23 protein-coding genes are annotated in these 18519 nt (G+C 41.2%); 22 read left to right on the top strand and 1 reads right to left on the bottom strand.

The annotated features are described in order from the left end of the window. Positions 1-739: 739 nt before the first annotated feature. Complete coding sequence (locus NSS77_RS15525; RefSeq protein WP_342469553.1) at positions 740-2110, top strand: FAD-linked oxidase C-terminal domain-containing protein; 1371 nt, start codon at positions 740-742, stop codon at positions 2108-2110. Positions 2111-2194: 84 nt separating this feature from the next. On the opposite strand, the gene NSS77_RS15520 is transcribed toward NSS77_RS15525, so the two are convergent. Continuing rightward, positions 2195-3127, bottom strand: a complete 933-nt coding sequence (locus tag NSS77_RS15520) for a DUF1385 domain-containing protein (protein WP_342469552.1) — start codon at positions 3125-3127, stop codon at positions 2195-2197. A gap of 132 nt (positions 3128-3259) precedes the next feature. Between NSS77_RS15520 and NSS77_RS15515 the strand changes: the two genes are divergently transcribed. The 21 genes from NSS77_RS15515 (at position 3260) to NSS77_RS15415 (ending at position 18434) form a co-directional block, all read left to right on the top strand. Further along, positions 3260-3712, top strand: coding sequence for a hypothetical protein (locus NSS77_RS15515; protein ID WP_342469551.1), 453 nt, complete (start codon positions 3260-3262; stop codon positions 3710-3712). A gap of 35 nt (positions 3713-3747) precedes the next feature. Next, on the top strand, positions 3748-4176 hold the full coding sequence (gene aroQ / locus NSS77_RS15510; protein ID WP_342469550.1) for a type II 3-dehydroquinate dehydratase: 429 nt from the start codon (positions 3748-3750) through the stop codon (positions 4174-4176). A gap of 14 nt (positions 4177-4190) precedes the next feature. Beyond that, a complete protein-coding gene (locus NSS77_RS15505; protein WP_342469549.1) occupies positions 4191-5252 on the top strand; it encodes a Xaa-Pro peptidase family protein in 1062 nt (353 codons plus the stop codon). 16 nt (positions 5253-5268) lie between these two features. After that, entirely contained in the window at positions 5269-5829 is a 561-nt protein-coding gene (gene efp / locus NSS77_RS15500; RefSeq protein WP_342469548.1) for an elongation factor P, read from the top strand. Between the two features lie 157 nt (positions 5830-5986). Beyond that, positions 5987-6190: a hypothetical protein gene (locus NSS77_RS15495; protein WP_016837737.1), complete on the top strand. Its 204-nt coding sequence runs from the start codon at positions 5987-5989 to the stop codon at positions 6188-6190. A 3-nt stretch (positions 6191-6193) separates the two neighbouring features. Continuing rightward, entirely contained in the window at positions 6194-6571 is a 378-nt protein-coding gene (locus NSS77_RS15490) for a hypothetical protein (protein ID WP_342469547.1), read from the top strand. Positions 6572-6582: 11 nt separating this feature from the next. After that, a complete protein-coding gene (locus tag NSS77_RS15485; RefSeq protein WP_342469546.1) occupies positions 6583-7494 on the top strand; it encodes a stage III sporulation protein AE in 912 nt (303 codons plus the stop codon). Further along, positions 7491-7628, top strand: a complete 138-nt coding sequence (locus NSS77_RS15480; RefSeq protein ID WP_342469545.1) for a hypothetical protein — start codon at positions 7491-7493, stop codon at positions 7626-7628. The genes NSS77_RS15485 and NSS77_RS15480 overlap by 4 nt, the downstream gene beginning before the upstream one ends. A gap of 70 nt (positions 7629-7698) precedes the next feature. Beyond that, a complete protein-coding gene (locus NSS77_RS15475) occupies positions 7699-8100 on the top strand; it encodes a hypothetical protein (protein WP_342469544.1) in 402 nt (133 codons plus the stop codon). Next, entirely contained in the window at positions 8097-8636 is a 540-nt protein-coding gene (locus tag NSS77_RS15470; protein WP_342469543.1) for a SpoIIIAH-like family protein, read from the top strand. The genes NSS77_RS15475 and NSS77_RS15470 overlap by 4 nt, the downstream gene beginning before the upstream one ends. 177 nt (positions 8637-8813) lie before the next feature. Further along, on the top strand, positions 8814-9338 hold the full coding sequence (gene accB, locus NSS77_RS15465) for an acetyl-CoA carboxylase biotin carboxyl carrier protein (RefSeq protein ID WP_342469542.1): 525 nt from the start codon (positions 8814-8816) through the stop codon (positions 9336-9338). An 11-nt stretch (positions 9339-9349) separates the two neighbouring features. After that, a complete protein-coding gene (gene accC / locus NSS77_RS15460) occupies positions 9350-10726 on the top strand; it encodes an acetyl-CoA carboxylase biotin carboxylase subunit (RefSeq protein ID WP_342469541.1) in 1377 nt (458 codons plus the stop codon). 232 nt (positions 10727-10958) lie between these two features. Further along, positions 10959-11948, top strand: a complete 990-nt coding sequence (locus tag NSS77_RS15455) for an LLM class flavin-dependent oxidoreductase (protein WP_342469540.1) — start codon at positions 10959-10961, stop codon at positions 11946-11948. Positions 11949-12068: 120 nt separating this feature from the next. Beyond that, entirely contained in the window at positions 12069-12482 is a 414-nt protein-coding gene (locus tag NSS77_RS15450) for an Asp23/Gls24 family envelope stress response protein (protein ID WP_342469539.1), read from the top strand. A 179-nt stretch (positions 12483-12661) separates the two neighbouring features. Continuing rightward, positions 12662-14152, top strand: a complete 1491-nt coding sequence (glpK, locus tag NSS77_RS15445; protein ID WP_342469538.1) for a glycerol kinase GlpK — start codon at positions 12662-12664, stop codon at positions 14150-14152. A 56-nt stretch (positions 14153-14208) separates the two neighbouring features. Continuing rightward, the gene (locus NSS77_RS15440; protein ID WP_342469537.1) at positions 14209-14349 is read left to right on the top strand and encodes a YfhE family protein; all 141 of its coding nucleotides are present in this window, start codon (positions 14209-14211) and stop codon (positions 14347-14349) included. Positions 14350-14553: 204 nt separating this feature from the next. Beyond that, entirely contained in the window at positions 14554-14943 is a 390-nt protein-coding gene (gene nusB, locus NSS77_RS15435; protein ID WP_342469536.1) for a transcription antitermination factor NusB, read from the top strand. Between the two features lie 66 nt (positions 14944-15009). Continuing rightward, positions 15010-15864 (top strand): bifunctional methylenetetrahydrofolate dehydrogenase/methenyltetrahydrofolate cyclohydrolase FolD, encoded by an 855-nt coding sequence (folD, locus tag NSS77_RS15430; RefSeq protein WP_342469535.1) that lies wholly within the window; start codon positions 15010-15012, stop codon positions 15862-15864. Between the two features lie 102 nt (positions 15865-15966). Further along, positions 15967-17325, top strand: a complete 1359-nt coding sequence (gene xseA, locus NSS77_RS15425; RefSeq protein WP_342469534.1) for an exodeoxyribonuclease VII large subunit — start codon at positions 15967-15969, stop codon at positions 17323-17325. Further along, entirely contained in the window at positions 17318-17545 is a 228-nt protein-coding gene (locus NSS77_RS15420) for an exodeoxyribonuclease VII small subunit (RefSeq protein ID WP_342469533.1), read from the top strand. The genes xseA and NSS77_RS15420 overlap by 8 nt, the downstream gene beginning before the upstream one ends. A gap of 4 nt (positions 17546-17549) precedes the next feature. Continuing rightward, entirely contained in the window at positions 17550-18434 is an 885-nt protein-coding gene (locus NSS77_RS15415; RefSeq protein ID WP_342469532.1) for a polyprenyl synthetase family protein, read from the top strand. Positions 18435-18519: the final 85 nt, after the last annotated feature.

The following is an 18519-nucleotide window of genomic DNA, read 5'->3' as shown; positions in this document are numbered from 1 at the left end:
ACTCCTTTGGAAAATGTGTTTTGGCGATTACATTTTACCAGAGTTTTGTCACTGTCTCATTTTTTTTTGTTCAAAAAAATTGGTGCTGGTTTATACTCACCAACACCAAATATTATAGAGCCGATATAAATCCCCCTTTAGATTTCAATGGTCTAAAGGGGGATTTTTATGTTTAAAAAACAAAAGCAAAGATGCAACTCCTTATAGAGAGGATTTGCGATTAAACTTTAATGATTCCGGAATAGGAGAGATGGTGGTGTTGAATTCAGAAATCAAAAATGACAATAAAATATTCCCAAAATGAAACTTTGGTACGTTTTAATCGTAAAAATTGATCATGGAAATAGATGACAATAATCAGTGAATCCGGAGGGGATGTTGTGAAAAAAATTTTATTTGTTGTTTTAGGAATAATGGCCGTTTTAACCGTTTTGTGGTTATTAACAACTCCTATATAAAAAGGCAGGAAGAGAACTTCTTTCTGCTTTTTTTATTGAAAACTTCTCCAATCATCACGACTTGGTCCGGTTTTGTAATAGCTTTTACCTGGTTTATCGTTTGCAGGAATCCAAGTGTACTGATTGAGTATATTTTTCTTCCTTATCCTCCAATTATTTGCTGATCATAAGGGGTTTTTCGGCAAAAATTTTTTTTAAAAAAGTTTTTAATTTTTTCATATCATTTTATTTCCACAAAAAGTTTATTTGTGATAAAACTAGTTTACAAGGGAGGAAATAATATGAAAGATTATAAAGAAATCGAACGGCAACTGCTCACCTTTTTATCGAAAGAACAAGTGACGACCAATGAAACGGTTCGGCAACTCCATGGTCAAGATGAGTCTTACCACACCCCGGCTTTGCCTGACATTGTCGTGTTTCCTCATACGACGGAAGAAGTGAGCAAAATTTTAAAAATCGCCAATGCATACGAGGTGCCTGTGACACCTTTTGGGGCAGGTTCCAGTTTGGAAGGACATGTGATTCCGTATGAAGGCGGCATTTCCATCGACTTCAATGAAATGAACCAAATACTTGAAATTGATCCGGAGAGCTTCATTATCCGGGTGCAACCAGGTGTTCGGCGTTTGCAATTGAATAAGGAATTGAAAAAGTACGGTTTATTTTTCTCCGTGGATCCGGGTGCGGATGCAACATTGGGCGGAATGGCCGCAACGAATGCCAGCGGAACAACGGCCGTAAAATACGGGGTCATGCGTGACCAAGTCTTGGATTTGGAGGTGGTGCTGGCAAACGGCGACATCATCCACACAGGCAGCAAAGCGAGAAAATCCTCTTCCGGCTTACATTTGAATGGTCTCTTTGTGGGCTCGGAAGGAACTTTGGGTTGCATTACGGAACTTACATTGAAAGTGTACGGCATCCCTGAGTTTGAAGTGGCTGGACGGGCGGTGTTCAAATCCACTCATGAAGCGGTGCAAGCAGTGACAGCTCTCAAACAGGCAGGCATTCCAATTGGACGGGTGGAATTCGTCGATGCGGAATCCATCCAAGTGGTGAATAAACACAGCGAAACCAATTATGTAGAAGCGCCGACTCTATTTTTAGAGTTCCAAGGTAATGAAGCGGGCCTTCAAAGCGATATCGAATTTGCCAAAGAAGTGTTGAAAGAATATGACTGCGAAGAGATTCAATTTGAAAAGGATACGGCGGCACGGAACACGTTGTGGCATGCACGGCATAATTTGGCTTATGCTTACAAACATGCCTTTCCTGGCCGCAAGCTCATGACGACGGACGTTTGCGTGCCGATCAATGAACTCGCAAACAGCATCGATTACGCCCGTTCTTTATTAAAAGAGTTGAACATTCACGGCGGTTTATTGGGCCATGTGGGCGATGGCAACTATCATGCATGCATTATGATTGATCTTGATGATGAAGAAGAAGTAGCCCGGGCGAAACAATTCAATGAATTGATTGTAACGGATGCCATCAAACGCGGCGGTACATGCACGGGGGAACATGGTGTTGGGGTTGGCAAAAAAATTTATCAGGAGATGGAACATAAAAATGCGTTGCAAGTGATGCGCGCGATCAAACAGGCGCTCGATCCGAAAGGCATTTTGAATCCAGGAAAACTTTTATAAAGTTTTTCATCTGATAAGCAGCAAATCACTTGATATATTAAAAGGCTTAGAAGCGGAGGAATTTCAGCTTCTAAGCCTTTTTTATCAATCATGATGCAACTGCATCGCGATTTCCGGATTTTTTTCTATTTCGTGGAGTTTTTTGAATGAAGCGATGGATACTTCCACCATTTCATCTTCCGGTTCTTTCGTCGTCAATAACTGCAACCATAATCCAGGGTAGCCCAAATAGCGCAATACCGGAATTCCCCTTAAAGAATTCGTAAATTGCAATACTTCATAAGAAACGCCCAAAACGACAGGGATCAACAAGATTCGGATGACCACCCGGAACCATAATGGGTCGACAGGGAAGAATAAATAAATGAACATCCCGATAATGACCGTAAATAAAATGAAGCTGGAGCCGCAACGGTAATGCAGTCTGGATTGTTTTTGGACGTTTTCAACCGTCAATTCAAGCCCGTTTTCATAACAATTGATGACTTTGTGTTCCGCTCCATGGTATTGGAACACCCGGCGAATAATCGGCGTTAATGAGATCAAATATAAATAAAGGAGAAGCAAAACGAGTTTAATGCCCGTTTCCAAAAAGATTTGCGGATATTTTCCCGAAATCCATGGCGAAAACAATTCAGCCAGAAATACTGGAACTAATGTAAAAACAAATTTGCCGAATAAAAATGAGAGAACTCCGACAATGGCTACGCCAAAAATCATTTCCAGTTTTGAAAATTCCTGGCCTTCCTGCTCTTCCCCCGGTTCCACATCATAACGGTCACTGGAGAATTGCAAATGTTTCGAACCGATTCCTGCCGATTCAATGATGGCGATATTCCCCCGAATTAACGGGATTTTTTTCAATTTTTGCATCCAAGGTTTTGACACTTTTTTCGCATAATAATATTCAATGGATTGATCGTTCCGGCGAATGGCGGAAACGGTATGTTCTTTTCCCCCGAACATGACACCCTCCAAGAGTGCTTGTCCTCCATAAACAGGTGTTTGATTGCTCAATGCTGACACCACTCTCTAACAATATTTCTTCTACTAACTTTTTTATTGTACTAAATTTTCAGCAAATGTACTACGGTTACGCATATGTTAATTTCATATTGGCAAAAATGTATAAAAAAAGGAGTGGATAACGTGCTGTTTTTAGCATTCATTACAAGTTTATTCGGATCGATCTTTCTGACATTGAGTTTAAAGATGTTATCCTTATTCAAATTCATTGAATGGAACCCGATCGGTTTTTCGAAAAAGTATCAACTTTTTGAAGAAAGCCACCCGTTCATCAGCTGGCTTTTTCTGGCGGTGGTTATTTTCGTCGTCAATTTCATCCTGTATTTGATTATGCAATATGTTCATAATGTGCCACCGTTTATCACTTCCCTTGTCATTGGCAGCCTTTTTGCCATCATTGTGGAATGGATCATATACGATTTGCCGGCTGAATTATATTCGTTTAAAAAATTGTCCATTCCTTTCATTGTAATGGTCGTAATGACAGCAAGGTTTTTATTTGAAACAGCTTCTTTCCACCATCAAGCCCAATTGGAACGAAATAGGTTGCCGTACAAGGAGTCTATGATAAAATAAAAGTGGGATTTTTCTCTAAAAAAGGGGAAGTGTACATGAAACTATTAGTGTTAAACGGACCAAATCTGAACCGTTTGGGCAAAAGGGAGCCTGAAATATACGGAACTGAAACATTGGATGATGTAAAAGAGCGTTGTGTGAAATTGGCAAAAGAATTTGATGCGGAGATTGAGTTCAAACAGTCCAATCATGAAGGGGATCTGATTGATTGGATTCATGAAGCAGAAGATACAGGCATCGAAGGAATCGTGTTTAACCCGGGCGCTTACACCCATACGAGCATCGCATTGCGGGATGCCATTGCAAGCGTGAAGGTTCCGGTTATTGAAGTTCATATTTCCAATATACATAAAAGGGAAGAATTTCGTCACAAATCCCTGCTTGCGGCCGAATGTGTCGGCCAAATCTGTGGACTTGGAACATTCGGATATGAACTCGCATTGCGCAAGTTTCTACAAGGATAAGGAAGGATAATGTTATGAACAGGCTCGAAAAATTGAGAAAAGAACTGGAAAACCATCAAGTGGATGCATTGCTTATCACCAATCCGTACAACCGGCGTTATATGACGGGGTTTACCGGAACGAGCGGAGCAGCCATCGTATCTAAAAATGATGCGGTGTTCATTACGGATTTCCGCTATACGGAACAGGCAAAAAAACAAGTGAAAAATTTCCGCATTATTCAACAGGAAGCTTCCATACTAAAGGAAGTAGCGAAAATTGTGGATGAGTGGAAAATCAAAACATTAGCTTTTGAAAAAGATCACGTCACTTACGGAGAATATGAAGCATATCAAAAACAGCTGAATGTGGAACTTGTTCCATTATCCGGTTTAATTGAAAAAATCCGCTTGATTAAGACCGATGAAGAGATTAAGATTATAAAGGTTGCATGTGAAATTGCCGATGCCGCATTTTCACACATTTTAACATTCATTAAACCTGGCGTAACCGAGCTGGAAGTATCGAATGAGTTGGAATTTTTCATGCGCAAACAGGGTGCAACATCTTCCTCTTTCGATACCATCGTGGCGAGTGGTCTTCGAAGCGCTTTGCCTCATGGAGTAGCGACGGACAAAGTCATTGAGAAAGGTGATTTTGTCACGCTGGATTTCGGTGCCGTATATAATGGATATGTTTCAGACATCACCCGGACCATTGCCGTTGGTCAACCAAGTGCGAAATTAGTAGAAATGTATAATGTTGTATTGGAAGCACAGTTGCTGGCACTGGAAAAAATTGGGCCGGGTATGACCGGAATTGAAGCGGACAAAATTGCAAGGGATTATTTGGCAGAAAGAGGCTATGTCGAGGCTTTCGGCCATTCTACAGGCCATGGAATTGGTTTAGAAGTCCATGAAGGCCCGAACTTGTCTTATCGTTCCGAGCAAGTTTTAGAGCCGAATATGGTAGTGACGGTCGAACCAGGCGTTTACTTGCCGGAAATTGGTGGAGTAAGAATTGAAGACGACATTGTCATCACCGGGACTGGTAATGAAAGATTGACTCATTCGGACAAAGAACTAATTATTTTATAATGATGGAGGAATATTCATGATTTCAGTGAACGATTTTCGTACAGGATTAACAATCATTGTAGATGGAGAATTATACCGTGTACTTGACTTCCAACACGTAAAACCTGGTAAAGGTGCCGCTTTTGTTCGCTCCAAATTGCGCAACTTACGTAATGGTAACGTAGTGGAAAAAACATTCCGCGCTGGTGAAAAAGTGGAAAAAGCGATGATTGAAAACCGCAAAATGCAATATCTATATGCCAATGGGGATGCCCATGTATTCATGGATATGGAGTCCTATGAGCAAATTGAATTAAATGCAAAACAAATCGATTATGAATTAAAATTCTTGAAAGAAAACATGGAAGTGTTCATTATGACTTATCAAGGTGAAGTCCTTGGGGTTGAACTTCCAAATACAGTTGAATTAAAAGTGGTTGAAACAGAACCGGGCATCAAAGGCGACACTGCTTCAGGCGGTTCTAAACCTGCGACTCTTGAAACGGGTCTTGTGGTGCAAGTGCCATTCTTCGTGAACGAAGGCGATATTTTAGTGATCAACACTTCTGATGGCTCTTATGTATCCCGTGCCAACTAATTGGAATTCAATCTTCTGAATGGACGCGTTGTTTGCGTCCTTTTTTTATAAATGGGTGAACGATTTTTGGACGTGTTAAATGCACGTCCATTTTTTTATGTTCATTGGTCTATTTGATTGAACAAGCTCATATATTGCTTTCACAAGGAGGAGTCAAATGGAATTACAGGATGTATTAAGGGTGGCAGGAGTAGGACTCATCATCGCACTGTTGCATGTTTTTTTTGACCAGGTAGGGAAGAAGGAATTTACATTCTATATATTTTTCATCGCATATTTATATATGGCTGCAGAACTGATCAGATTCTTACGGCTTTTCTTTGGCGAAATCATGTTATTCTTCCAGTGGTTGACAAATTGACATATGACGATTCTCATATATGCCGTAATTCTGCTACTGATTTTGCTACTGATCAAAGAAACGGTTCCGAAACTTCATTCGCTCGTTGCCATCATTTTCTTTTTTATCATCTTGCATTTTCTAATATCCAAATCTGTACTTCCATTAATTGGACAAATCCTGTCATATGTGAATTCAGTGCCCTACGTTCCTCAACTCGTCTATTCCGCCTTGTTTTATCAATTAGGGATCTTTTTTAAAATGCTCTTTGATGAACAAGAGCATGAGACGATGGGGGAATTTGTGATGTTTTCGGTCCGGATCGTACTGCTCACATATTGGGTCAGTGAATTTGCCAAAGTGTTGTCAAGCTTTTCCTCAATATTAGATAAGCTTCAATAAGGGGCTTTCACATGGATGAACTATTAAATATTTTTATCGATCCATTAAAAATTGCAGGTAAATCCATCATACTTGTCATCACTTATACCATCTTATTTCTGATTTTAGAAGCTTTTGTACCGCAATTTAAAAAATGGGGAGATACATTATTCATTGTCGTCCTCGTGTTGACACTTGGACAAACTGTGATGGAAGCGTTCAGTTTAATGGGAGATATTGTGAATATTGCGAGTGACTTCTTTTTGTCAATCACTCCAATTCTTATGTCCATCATCGTTGTGTTGAATGCGGTCTTTTCCTTCATAGCCTGGAGTCCCATTGTCGTTGCGATTTTTGATTTTTTGATTGTGTTATGTCAAAAAGTGTTGATTCCAGGAATCGTCATCGCCATGCTGCTTGATTTTTGTACGAGATTTATCGGGGAAATGTCTTTCTCCAAAGCTTCCGATTTAATCCGGGGCACGGTCATGACATTGATCACCGCATCGTTATTGTTGATGGTCGCCTTTTTATCCTTTGCAGGAGTTGCCTTTTTTACAGTGGATAAAGCGATTGCGAGTCCTGTGAAAAAAGTCATAGAACAGACGATTCCAATTGTCGGGTCATTGATTGTGGAAGGTTTTTCGATATTCCAAAAATATCAATCTGCTGCTACAACTTTCGCTGGATTCAGTGCCATGACGGCCTTTTGGATCGCCGCTTTCTATCCTGCCGGGAAGCTTTTGATTCACGCGATGACTTTTAAAATTTTGGCTGCCATTGTTGAGCCGTTTTCAGGAGGCACCATCAGCGGGTTTCTCGATGACATTGGAAAGTCGCTGCTTGTCTTGTGCGCGACAGCGATTCTGTTGGGGATTGCTTTCGTCTTCATGTGGCTCATCTTAATGATCATCTTGCAGCTAGGGGTGGGTAAAAACTTTTGATCAAAATAATCTCCATTATATTAATCGGAAAATGTTTGCTGTTACTCGCTGAAGAAAGTGAGTTTATGGTTTATGTCAAACTGGCAACCTTCTTAATAGTCATCACAACTTTGTTGGAATTTCTGAAGCTGTAAAGCATAGAGCTTGTACTTCGTTCATACAATGTTTTGAGACGTTAGGGAAAGGGGGCGCTAAGAACGTGAGGTGGAAAAGAAATGGACAAAGTTAAACATCATACTGATTCCCATTGCAGTTCTGGCGTTCATTGCGTACATTTCTGTAACGAGTGATGCATCCAGCGAGCGATATGATACTGTAACCGCAGAAGGTAGACTTGAACAAGCTTTAAGTGAGATAGAAGGCGTTGGAAAAGTAAAAGTGTATTTTCATTACGATGAAAACCCTTCAAATTCGGAGGAGACATTAAGCAACTATTTCCGTTCAAGTAACAATACCAATACTGTATCAGGATTGCTCATTGTTTCGGAAGGAGCAAAGGATCCAAAGGTCCAAAGGCAGCTTCTTGAAACGATCAGTAAAGTCATGGAAATGCCTGCCCACAGAATTATGATTGTACCGATGGAAAGTAAAGGAGATGAAAAATGAAGGTAAAAAGAAGAACTGTATGGCTATTGACATTATTAAGTTTAGCTGCTGTGATTTCAGTGTACTACGTATTTGAACCAAATCGTAATGTGGATTTATTGACAATCTTCACTGACGACACCCTTGAAGAAACGACATTAACAAGTGTAGATGAAGAATTAACAACGCCTACAGTATCAGAAAGTCATTTGTTTGAAGATTTAAGAATGGAAATCGCCAATGAACGGAGCCAATTAAGAGAGCAGTTGACACAAAAAATCGCCTCTGATGATTTAAGTGCGGAGGAGAAAAATGAAGCCTTTAACGAAATGAACGAACTGATCAAAAAAGAATCCGCGGAAGCGATGCTTGAAATGTTGATTGAATCCCTCGGCTATTCCGATGCATTGGTGCATGTAAAAGACGATAAAGTGCAAGTGACGGTATTATCCGATGAAATCTCAAAAGCGCAAGCAGATGAAATTATTTATCTCGTTCGACAAAAAGTGGATGATATTGACAATGTTTCCGTAAGTGTCCAATCCAATTATTATTAAAAGAAAATAATGTTAATAGAATTAATGTTGTATAACAGAAGGCGCACAGTGCTTCGTTTACGTAACGAAAGCACTGTTTTTTGCGCATTTTATAGAAAAATTAAAAATATTGTTTCAAATTTTGTCGAAAGGATATAAAATGTTTATTGTACTGAAAAAAAAGAAGGGGTGTCTATCTTGTTTAAGGTACAAGAACTTCGTGAGATTATTAAACTAGTTGACTCATCATCTCTTGACGAATTCACTTATGAAGTAGATGGTGCAAAATTGAAATTAAAGAAAAATAAAGGTGTTGTGACAGAAGTCATCGCTCCACAAGCGCCGGCTGTTGTACAACAAGCTCAAGCAGCACCACAACCAAAAGAAGAACCAAAAGCTGAAGCAAAAATGGAACCTAAAAAAGAAGAAGAAAAAGCTTCTGCTCCAGCAGCAAAATCAAGCAATTTAGATGATCCAACTCTTGTTAAAATCACATCTCCAATGGTAGGTACATTCTACCGCGCTCCATCTCCGGATTCACCTCCATATGTTCAAGTAGGTGACAAAGTAGAGCCGGATACAGTGGTATGTATCGTTGAAGCCATGAAACTATTCAACGAAATCGAAGCCGAAATCAAAGGTGAAATCGTTGAAATTTTAGCGGAAAACGAACAACTTGTTGAATTCGGTCAACCACTATTCCTAGTGAAACCTGCTAAGTAAGGGGTGCCCAAATGTTAAAAAAAGTATTAATCGCTAACCGTGGTGAGATCGCGGTTCGGGTTATTCGCGCTTGTAAAGAATTAGGGATTCAAACAGTAGCTGTTTATTCCGAAGCCGATCGTGACGCTTTACACGTAAAACTTGCGGATGAAGCATATTGCATCGGTCCAAAACTATCAAAAGATTCTTATTTAAGTTTCCCGGCCATTTTAAGTGTTGCTGAAAAAACAGGTGCCGATGGAATTCACCCAGGTTATGGATTCCTTGCTGAAAACGCTGACTTTGCGGAAGCCTGTGAAAATGCGGGAATTAAATTCATCGGACCTTCATCCAAATCCATCCGCATCATGGGTATTAAAGACGTTGCCCGTGCGGAAATGCAAAAAGCCGGAGTGCCGCTCGTTCCTGGTACAGGCATTGTGCCTGATATTGAAACAGGTAAAAAATGGGCAGCTGAAATCGGCTATCCAGTCATCATTAAAGCGACTGCCGGCGGTGGCGGTAAAGGTATCCGCGTTGCCCGTACGGAAGAAGAGCTTGTAAAAGGTATTGAAATCACTCAAAAAGAAGCGCAAGCAGCTTTCGGAAACCCTGGTGTATATTTGGAAAAATACATCGAGTTCTTCCGTCACTGCGAAATCCAAGTGTTGGCGGATGCCTATGGAAACGTGATCCATCTTGGTGAACGTGACTGTACGGTACAACGCCGCATGCAAAAATTGGTTGAGGAAGCGCCATCACCTGCCCTATCTGCGGAAAGACGCGCTGAGATGGGTGAAGCGGCTGTAAAAGCGGCAATTGCCTGCAACTATGAAGGTGCCGGAACAATCGAATTTATTTACGATTATAAAGAGGACAAGTTCTACTTCATGGAAATGAATACGCGTATCCAAGTAGAACACCCGGTTACTGAATGGGTTACTGGCGTCGATTTAGTACAACAACAATTAAAAATCGCTTCCGGCGAAAAATTGGCATTAAAACAAGAGGATATTCAATTAAAAGGATGGGCAATTGAATGCCGCATCAACGCGGAAAATGCTTATAAAAACTTCATGCCATCTGCAGGGACGGTTGAAACTTATATCACTCCTGGCGGCCCTGGAGTTCGCATTGACTCTGCGGTTTATCCTGGATATACAATTCCGCCATATTATGATTCAATGGTGGCAAAATTGATCGTGCATGCGGATACACGTGAAGAAGCGATTGCCCGCATGAAACGCGCATTAAGCGAATTTGTTGTAGAAGGTCCTGGTATCAACACAACAATTCCTTTCCATTTAGCACTTATGGATAACGAAGTATTCAAATCAGGAAAATTCAATACAAAATTCCTTGAAGAGAACGATGTATTGAATGCTAAAAAAGAAACTGTGAAAAATTAATTGATTAGTGGAGCCTTCCATCGCGAAGGCTCTTTTTATTATTTGAAATATTATTTCGACAAAATTCTTCGTTTATTATCCCCACAATCCCGAGTATTCCGGTTCCGCCCGCGTAAATGATTTGGATTCCCTCGCCATCATGCATGATTTTCGATTCCTTGTTCAAGATTTTCTATTAGGTTTTTCCCTTTTTTTCGTACTATACTTAGTTTAGTGAGAAAGGAGTGGAAACATGCTGCCAAAACTATCTGTCCTTGATTTGGCCCCCGTATTGGAAGGGGAAACGCCGGCCGATGCATTTCGCCATAGTCGCGATTTGATTCAGGTTGCGGAAAAAAGCGGATATCATCGTTATTGGGTTGCGGAGCATCATAATATGGAAGGGATTGCCAGTTCTGCAACGGCCGTACTGATCTGTTATTTGGCAAGCGCAACGAATAAAATACGCGTCGGTGCCGGGGGGATCATGTTACCCAACCATGCGCCGTTAGTCATTGCAGAACAATTCGGAACATTGGAATCCATGTTTCCCGGAAGAATTGATTTGGGGTTGGGCCGGGCACCCGGAACGGACATGTTGACCGCAAGAGCATTAAGAAGGGATGAAGCGGGTGCCTACCAATTTGATCAGTTGGTCGATGAACTCATGAGCTATTTCGACGATGAACATCGTGCAGTCATCGCCGTTCCGGGCAAAGGAATACAAATTCCTGTTTGGCTATTGGGATCAAGTTTGTACAGTGCAAGACTTGCAGGAATTTTAGGTCTTCCTTTCGCCTTTGCCAGCCACTTTGCCCCGGATCTATTGGACGATGCCATCGATACATATCATCGCCACTTTACACCTTCCGAACATTTGGAATCTCCATATACCATGGTCAGCATCAATGCATTTGTAGGAGAATCTGATGAAGAAGGGGAATTTTTGGCAAGCACCCTATATCAACAATTTTTAGGCATGATCCGGGGGAAAAGAGGGAAAACGCCGCCTCCAACGGATATGGAAAGCTTATGGAGCGAGGATGAGAAAAAACATGTAATGCAAACATTGAAGTATACCTTTGCCGGATCCAAAGAAACCGTATTTCGTCAAATAGGGGAATTTTTATCCCAGCGGAACAAACCCGTTGACGAAATCATGGTGAACAGTTCGATATACGACCAGGGAAAAAGAAGAAAATCTTATGAGCTGCTCGCCCAAATTTTCAAAGAACATTCATAGAATCTTTCGGAATTCCTTTGTTTAAGTACAGGAGAATAAAAAAATTTTGTATAATAATAAATACATCGGTTTATGAAACTTGCATGGACAGTTTTGAAATGAAAAGAGAGGATGAAGAAGATGGCTGAGAAGACTGCAAAAGCGTTTGTACAACCAGCTCCTTCCGGAAAAGAGGAACTTGGAACGATTGAGGTTGCCCCTGAAGTGATCGAAGTAATTGCAGGTATTGCGACAAATGAAGTGGAAGGCGTTGCATCAACCCGTGGAAATTTCGCTTCCGGAGTCGCTGAACGCTTTGGAAAAAAAGTGCATTCCAAAGGTGTGAAAGCAACGATTACGGATGAAGGTGAAATCATTATCGACGTCTATTGCTCGGTGAAATTCGGCTTTTCGATTCCAAAAGTGGCAAAAGATATTCAAACAGCCATTCGCCAGGCAATTTATAATATGACATCCATTGAAACAAGCGAAGTCAATGTGCACATCACTGCCATTCAATTCGAAAGCAATGCCGATGAGGAATCTTCCTTATAGAATCAATATCAAACAACATCAAGGATGGCCGGTTTTGGAATCCTTTGATGTTTTTTTATTGTCTTTTTTGAATGATTTTCGCCAATGGAAGTAAAATTTCCGCTGTTGAAAGGATTATGGAAGTTCATCGAGAATAAATTAGTAAATGAAAGAGGGAAATGCGGAAGGAGTAGACTTGTATGGAGAAATATATACTGGCTCTTGACCAGGGAACGACCAGCACAAGAGCCATTTTATTCAATCAAAATGGGGAAGTTGTCCATATTGCCCAAAAAGAATTTAACCAATATTTTCCGAATCCTGGATGGGTGGAACATGATGCGAATGAAATCTGGAGTTCCATTTTATCGGTCATTGCACAAGTATTGACGGAAAAAAACATCCAGCCTGAGCAAATTGCATCCATCGGGATTACCAATCAACGGGAAACGACGGTCGTTTGGGATAAAAAAAGCGGAAATCCGATCTATAACGCCATCGTCTGGCAATCCAGACAAACGGCGGATATTTGCGACGAGTTGAATGAAAAAGGATATGGAGAGTTGTTCCGCGATAAAACCGGATTATTGATTGATCCATATTTTTCAGGAACGAAAGTGAAATGGATATTGGATCATGTGGATGGGGCAAGGGATAAGGCGGAAAAAGGTGAATTGCTGTTCGGAACCATTGATACTTGGGTAATCTGGAAATTGACGGAAGGCCTTGTACATGTAACGGACTATTCCAATGCCTCCAGGACATTGATGTATAATATTTACGAATTAAAATGGGATGAACAATTGCTTGACATATTGGATGTTCCTCTCTCCATGCTTCCGGAGGTCCGCCCGTCTTCGGAAATCTATGGATATGTTTCGAAAAAGAATTTCTTTGGTGTGGAGGTGCCGATATCAGGCATTGCCGGTGACCAACAGGCAGCACTTTTTGGCCAAGCATGTTTCATGCCGGGAATGGTGAAAAATACATATGGAACAGGCTGCTTTATGTTGATGAATACCGGCGAAAAAGCTGTCAAATCAAAGCATGGCCTTTTGACAACCATTGCTTGGGGCATCGATGGAAAAGTGGAATACGCATTGGAAGGCAGCGTTTTCGTTGCAGGTTCGGCGATCCAGTGGCTCAGGGATGGACTCCGCATGTTCCAGCATTCCAGTGAAAGCGAACGGTATGCGGAAAAGGTCGATTCCACGGAAGGGGTATATGTTGTCCCGGCATTTGTCGGATTGGGAACCCCTTATTGGGATAGTGAAGTGAGGGGGGCGATTTTTGGCTTGACGCGGGGCACGACGAAGGAACATTTTATTCGCGCCACTCTTGAATCGTTGGCCTATCAAACGAAAGATGTCTGCAGTGCCATGGAAACGGATTCGGAAATCCAGTTAAAATCATTGCGGGTGGATGGCGGAGCGGTGAAAAACAACCTGCTCATGCAGTTCCAGTCCGACATCTTAAATGTGCCTGTTGAACGCCCGTCCGTGAATGAAACAACCGCTTTGGGCGCGGCTTATCTTGCCGGTTTGGCTGTCGGTTTCTGGAAAAACAAAGAAGGGATTTCCAATCACTGGAATTTGGAACAGAGATTTGAACCCAATATGAGCGATGAAAAACGGGAAGCGTTGTATGATGGATGGAAAAAAGCTGTAAATGCAGCAAGAAGTTTTAAATAATATCTCTCCGAATAAAGCTCAAACTATGAAAGAAAACATTTGAGAGGAGAGAGACGATGAAAAAACCGATCCACGAAAGACTCACCGAGAAAAACAACGGGCTGACGAAAACCCAGGAAGTGCTTTACAGAAGGGATTTTAAACAGGCAAAAGAGACGGCGAAAAATATAGAAAATGAAAACAAAGTCAATATGTAATGTTGATGAAGCTCCATTTGTCGTTAGAGACGGATGGAGCTTTAAACTTCCAAATAATAAAATTTCAAAACCTGTTGAGCCCTTTTTTTGAAGTAATGTTATAATAGAAAATGTTGTATTTATAAGAAATTACGATTTGCTAATGTATTTTTTGCAAACAATAGTTATAATATGTACGAATGTTAGAAATAAAGGAGTTATTTTATGAAGCGGCACGAAATTCGTGAGAAAGCGTTGCAAGTTTTATTTCAATTGGATAATACGGATTTGACATTGGAAGAAGCCATCAGCCATGTTTTTGAAGAAAATCAGGAATTGGATCCTTTTTTCAAAAAGCTGGTTTTTGGGGTTCATGAAAATCTGCGAGAACTTGATGAAAAGCTGAAGGAAAAATTGGAGAATTGGTCGTTATATCGTTTGCCAAAAATCGAACGGACCGTTTTACGGATGGCATTATTTGAATTGTTATATATGGATGAAACACCTCCAGCGGTTGTGCTGGATGAAGCCATTGAACTTGCGAAAACCTTTGGGGAAGAAAAATCAAACAAATTTGTCAATGGTGTGCTCTCTAAATTTGTAGAACAATCATGAGATAAACATAAAAATTTTCTTGCTGAAATGACGAAAGCATATATCGATTTTGGGGAGGAAAATAGAATGGCTCAACTAATCAACGGGAAAGAAATCGGAGAAAAAATACGTAAAGAGATTGCAGAACAGGTGTCTCAGTTGAAAGAGAAGGGAGTAACACCAGGATTGGCAGTGATTTTGGTCGGCGAAGACCCTGCATCCCAAACTTATGTCCGCAACAAACACCGTTCTTGTGAAGCGATCGGCATTTATTCTGAAGTCATTAAATTGCCTGAAAGTACAACGGAAGATGAATTGTTGGAAAAAATCCATGCATTAAATGAACGTCAAGATATCCACGGGATTTTAGTGCAATTGCCATTGCCAAAACATATCAATGAAGACAATGTCATCGCCGCAATTTCACCGGAAAAGGATGTGGACGGTTTTTCACCGATCAGTGTTGGGAAAATGATGTTGGGACAAGACACTTTCTTGCCATGCACGCCTTTTGGGGTAATGAAGCTGTTAGAATATTCAGGAATTGATATTGCCGGAAAACATGCGGTGGTTGTCGGACGCAGCCACATCGTCGGCAAACCGATGGGACAATTGCTTTTGCAAAAAGATGCAACGGTTACTTATACCCATTCAAAAACGAAAGACTTGCCTTCTATAACAAAACAAGCGGACATTTTGGTTGCCGCTGTCGGCCGTCCAAAATTTATTACGAAAGACCATGTGAAACCAGGGACAGTGGTGATCGACGTGGGAATCAACCGCGATGAAAACAACAAATTGGTTGGAGATGTGGATTTTGAAGCGGTGGAACCGATTTGTTCCTATATCACGCCTGTACCTGGCGGAGTAGGGCCAATGACCATTACAATGTTATTGTATAATACTGTAAAATCAGCTGAAAAAACATTAGGCGACAAATAACGACGAAACAGGTACAATAAATGTGAAGCTGTTTTTCTAGGAAAACAGCTTTTCTAATGGTTGCATTGTTTGTACTATAACAGCTGGACAGAGGAGAGATTCTTGATGCCATCTTCCTATTTGACGGTGAAAGCTTTAACGAAATATATCAAAAGAAAATTCGATGCAGATCCGCATTTGCGGGATGTTTATGTGAAAGGCGAATTATCGAATGTCAAAATACATCCATCCGGACATATTTATTTTACGCTGAAAGATGATGCCGCACGGATCAACGCGCTCATGTTTCGTTCCCAGGCAAGTCTATTAAAGTTTAAACCGGAAGATGGCATGCAAGTGTTTATACGCGGAGATGTCAATGTTTACGAAGCCCAGGGTTCCTATCAATTGTACGTGCAATCGATGGAACCGGATGGTATTGGAAGCCTTTTCATCGCCTTTAACCAATTAAAAGAAAAACTATATAAAGAAGGGTTGTTTGACCCGAAATTCAAACAGCCGATTCCGAAATTCCCAAAGACCATCGGAGTTTGTACAGCCACATCGGGAGCAGCGATACGCGATATTTGTACAACGATCAAAAGAAGATATCCCCTGGCGGAAATCATCATTTATCCAACCCTCGTTCAGGGGATTGGTGCGGCGGAATCCATTGCGAAGAATATTCAGCTGGCGAACAGCCATGGATTTGCGGATGTTTTGATTGTCGGCCGTGGTGGAGGCTCCATCGAAGATTTATGGGCCTTTAATGAGGAGATTGTCGCCAGGGCCATTTTTGAAAGCCGGATTCCGATCATCAGTGCGGTCGGCCATGAAACGGATACGACGATTGCGGATTATGTGGCGGATCTTCGTGCCCCGACACCAACAGCCGCTGCGGAGCTGGCTGTTCCGAACATTCAAGAGCTGTATCAAAGGATTTTGAGCTATCAATCCCAAATGCATCAAATTGTCAGAAGCAGAGTCGTTTATGAGCGGAACCGGCTGACGAAGTTGCAACAATCCTATCCTTTATCCCATCCGGAGAGATTATATCGGCCATTTACGGAACGGCTGATTCAGGCGGATCTGAATTTGCAAAGGGCCAGCCAAATGTATTTGATGAAAAAGAAAAATGAATTATCCCAGATGGAAGGCGCGCTAAAAGTCCATTCACCGCAAAATTCCATCGTCTATTATAAAAAGCAGGTGGAACAGCTTTCCAATATACTGACCCGGACGGTTTTTCAAGTATTGAACCGGAAAAAGGACAATTTCTTATTTACGGTTAGAACCCTTCAGGCTTTAAATCCATTGACAATTATGGAGAGAGGGTTTAGCGTAACATACAAAGACGGAAGGGTCGTTAAATCGATCTCTCAAGTAAAGATGGAAGATCATGTTTCAATTCAATTCCATGACGGGTTCGTGGAAGCCAAAGTGATGGAAATTCGAAAAAAAGTTGGTGAAAATAATGACTAAACAGACTTTTGCCGAGGCAATGACTGAATTAGAAGAGATTGTGCGAAAATTAGAACAGGGAGATGTGCCTTTGGAAGAAGCGATTGATTTATACAAAAAGGGCATGGAGTTATCGAAATTTTGTCATGAAAAATTGCAAAATGCGGAGGAACAATTGATTTCAATTGTGAATGAAAACGGTGACAAAAAGCCTTTCGAACCAACAAATGGAGAGGAATAATCTGATGAGCAATCGATTAAAAGATTTTATCAATGAACATCTGGAGAATATTAACCGCGAGATCGTCTATCAAGTGGAGCGGCTCGAAGCACCGCAAGCTTTGAAAGATTCTATGTTATACTCATTAAAAGCGGGAGGAAAAAGAATACGTCCCCTGTTTGTCGTAGCGGTTTCCGAAATGTTTCAGAACAAACAGAAGGAAGTCTATACGGTCGGGGCAGCCGTGGAAATGATTCATACATATTCCCTGATCCATGACGATCTTCCAAGCATGGATAATGATGAATTAAGACGCGGCAAACCGACAAATCATGTCGTATTTGGCGAAGCTATGGCCACTCTAGCAGGAGATGCATTAAATACGCTGGCATTTGGCGTTTTGGCGCGGATGGAAAATGTTTCTCCCGAGAAAAAGGTGGAACTGATCAATTTATTAAGCATTGCAAGCGGTGCGGAAGGCATGGTGGGTGGACAAGTTTTGGATTTGGACGGGGAGAACCGCCGACTGAATTTATCGGAACTTGAACACGTCCATCGGAATAAAACGGGTGCCATTCTGAGATTCAGCATCGAATCGGGAGCGGTGTTGTCCGATGCAACAATGGATGCGAGAAAAGCGTTAATAGAATATGCACATCATATCGGCCTCGCCTTCCAGATTCAGGATGATATTCTTGATGTGGAAGGCACATCCGAACAGTTGGGAAAAACGGCCGGAAAGGATGAGGAAAGCAACAAAAGCACATATCCGGCATTGCTAACATTGGAAGGTGCGAAACAGAAATTGCAGGAACATTATCAGTCCGCATTGAAGGCTTTGGACAACCTATCAGAAGATACGACTCTACTTAAAGAATTCGCAAATTATATTGTTTCACGGAATAATTAGAAGAAATTCAATTTGCTTTTGCCTGTGAATTTGCCTTGCTATAATGATGGAAACTTCCAAAGTGAATAAACTGAAGAAAAGGTGT

Origin of the sequence: Ureibacillus sp. FSL K6-3587, from assembly GCF_038593165.1 — a bacterium.
GTDB classification, from domain to species: Bacteria; Bacillota; Bacilli; order Bacillales_A; family Planococcaceae; genus Ureibacillus; species Ureibacillus suwonensis.
This window is presented reverse-complemented; position numbering and strand designations above follow the sequence as displayed.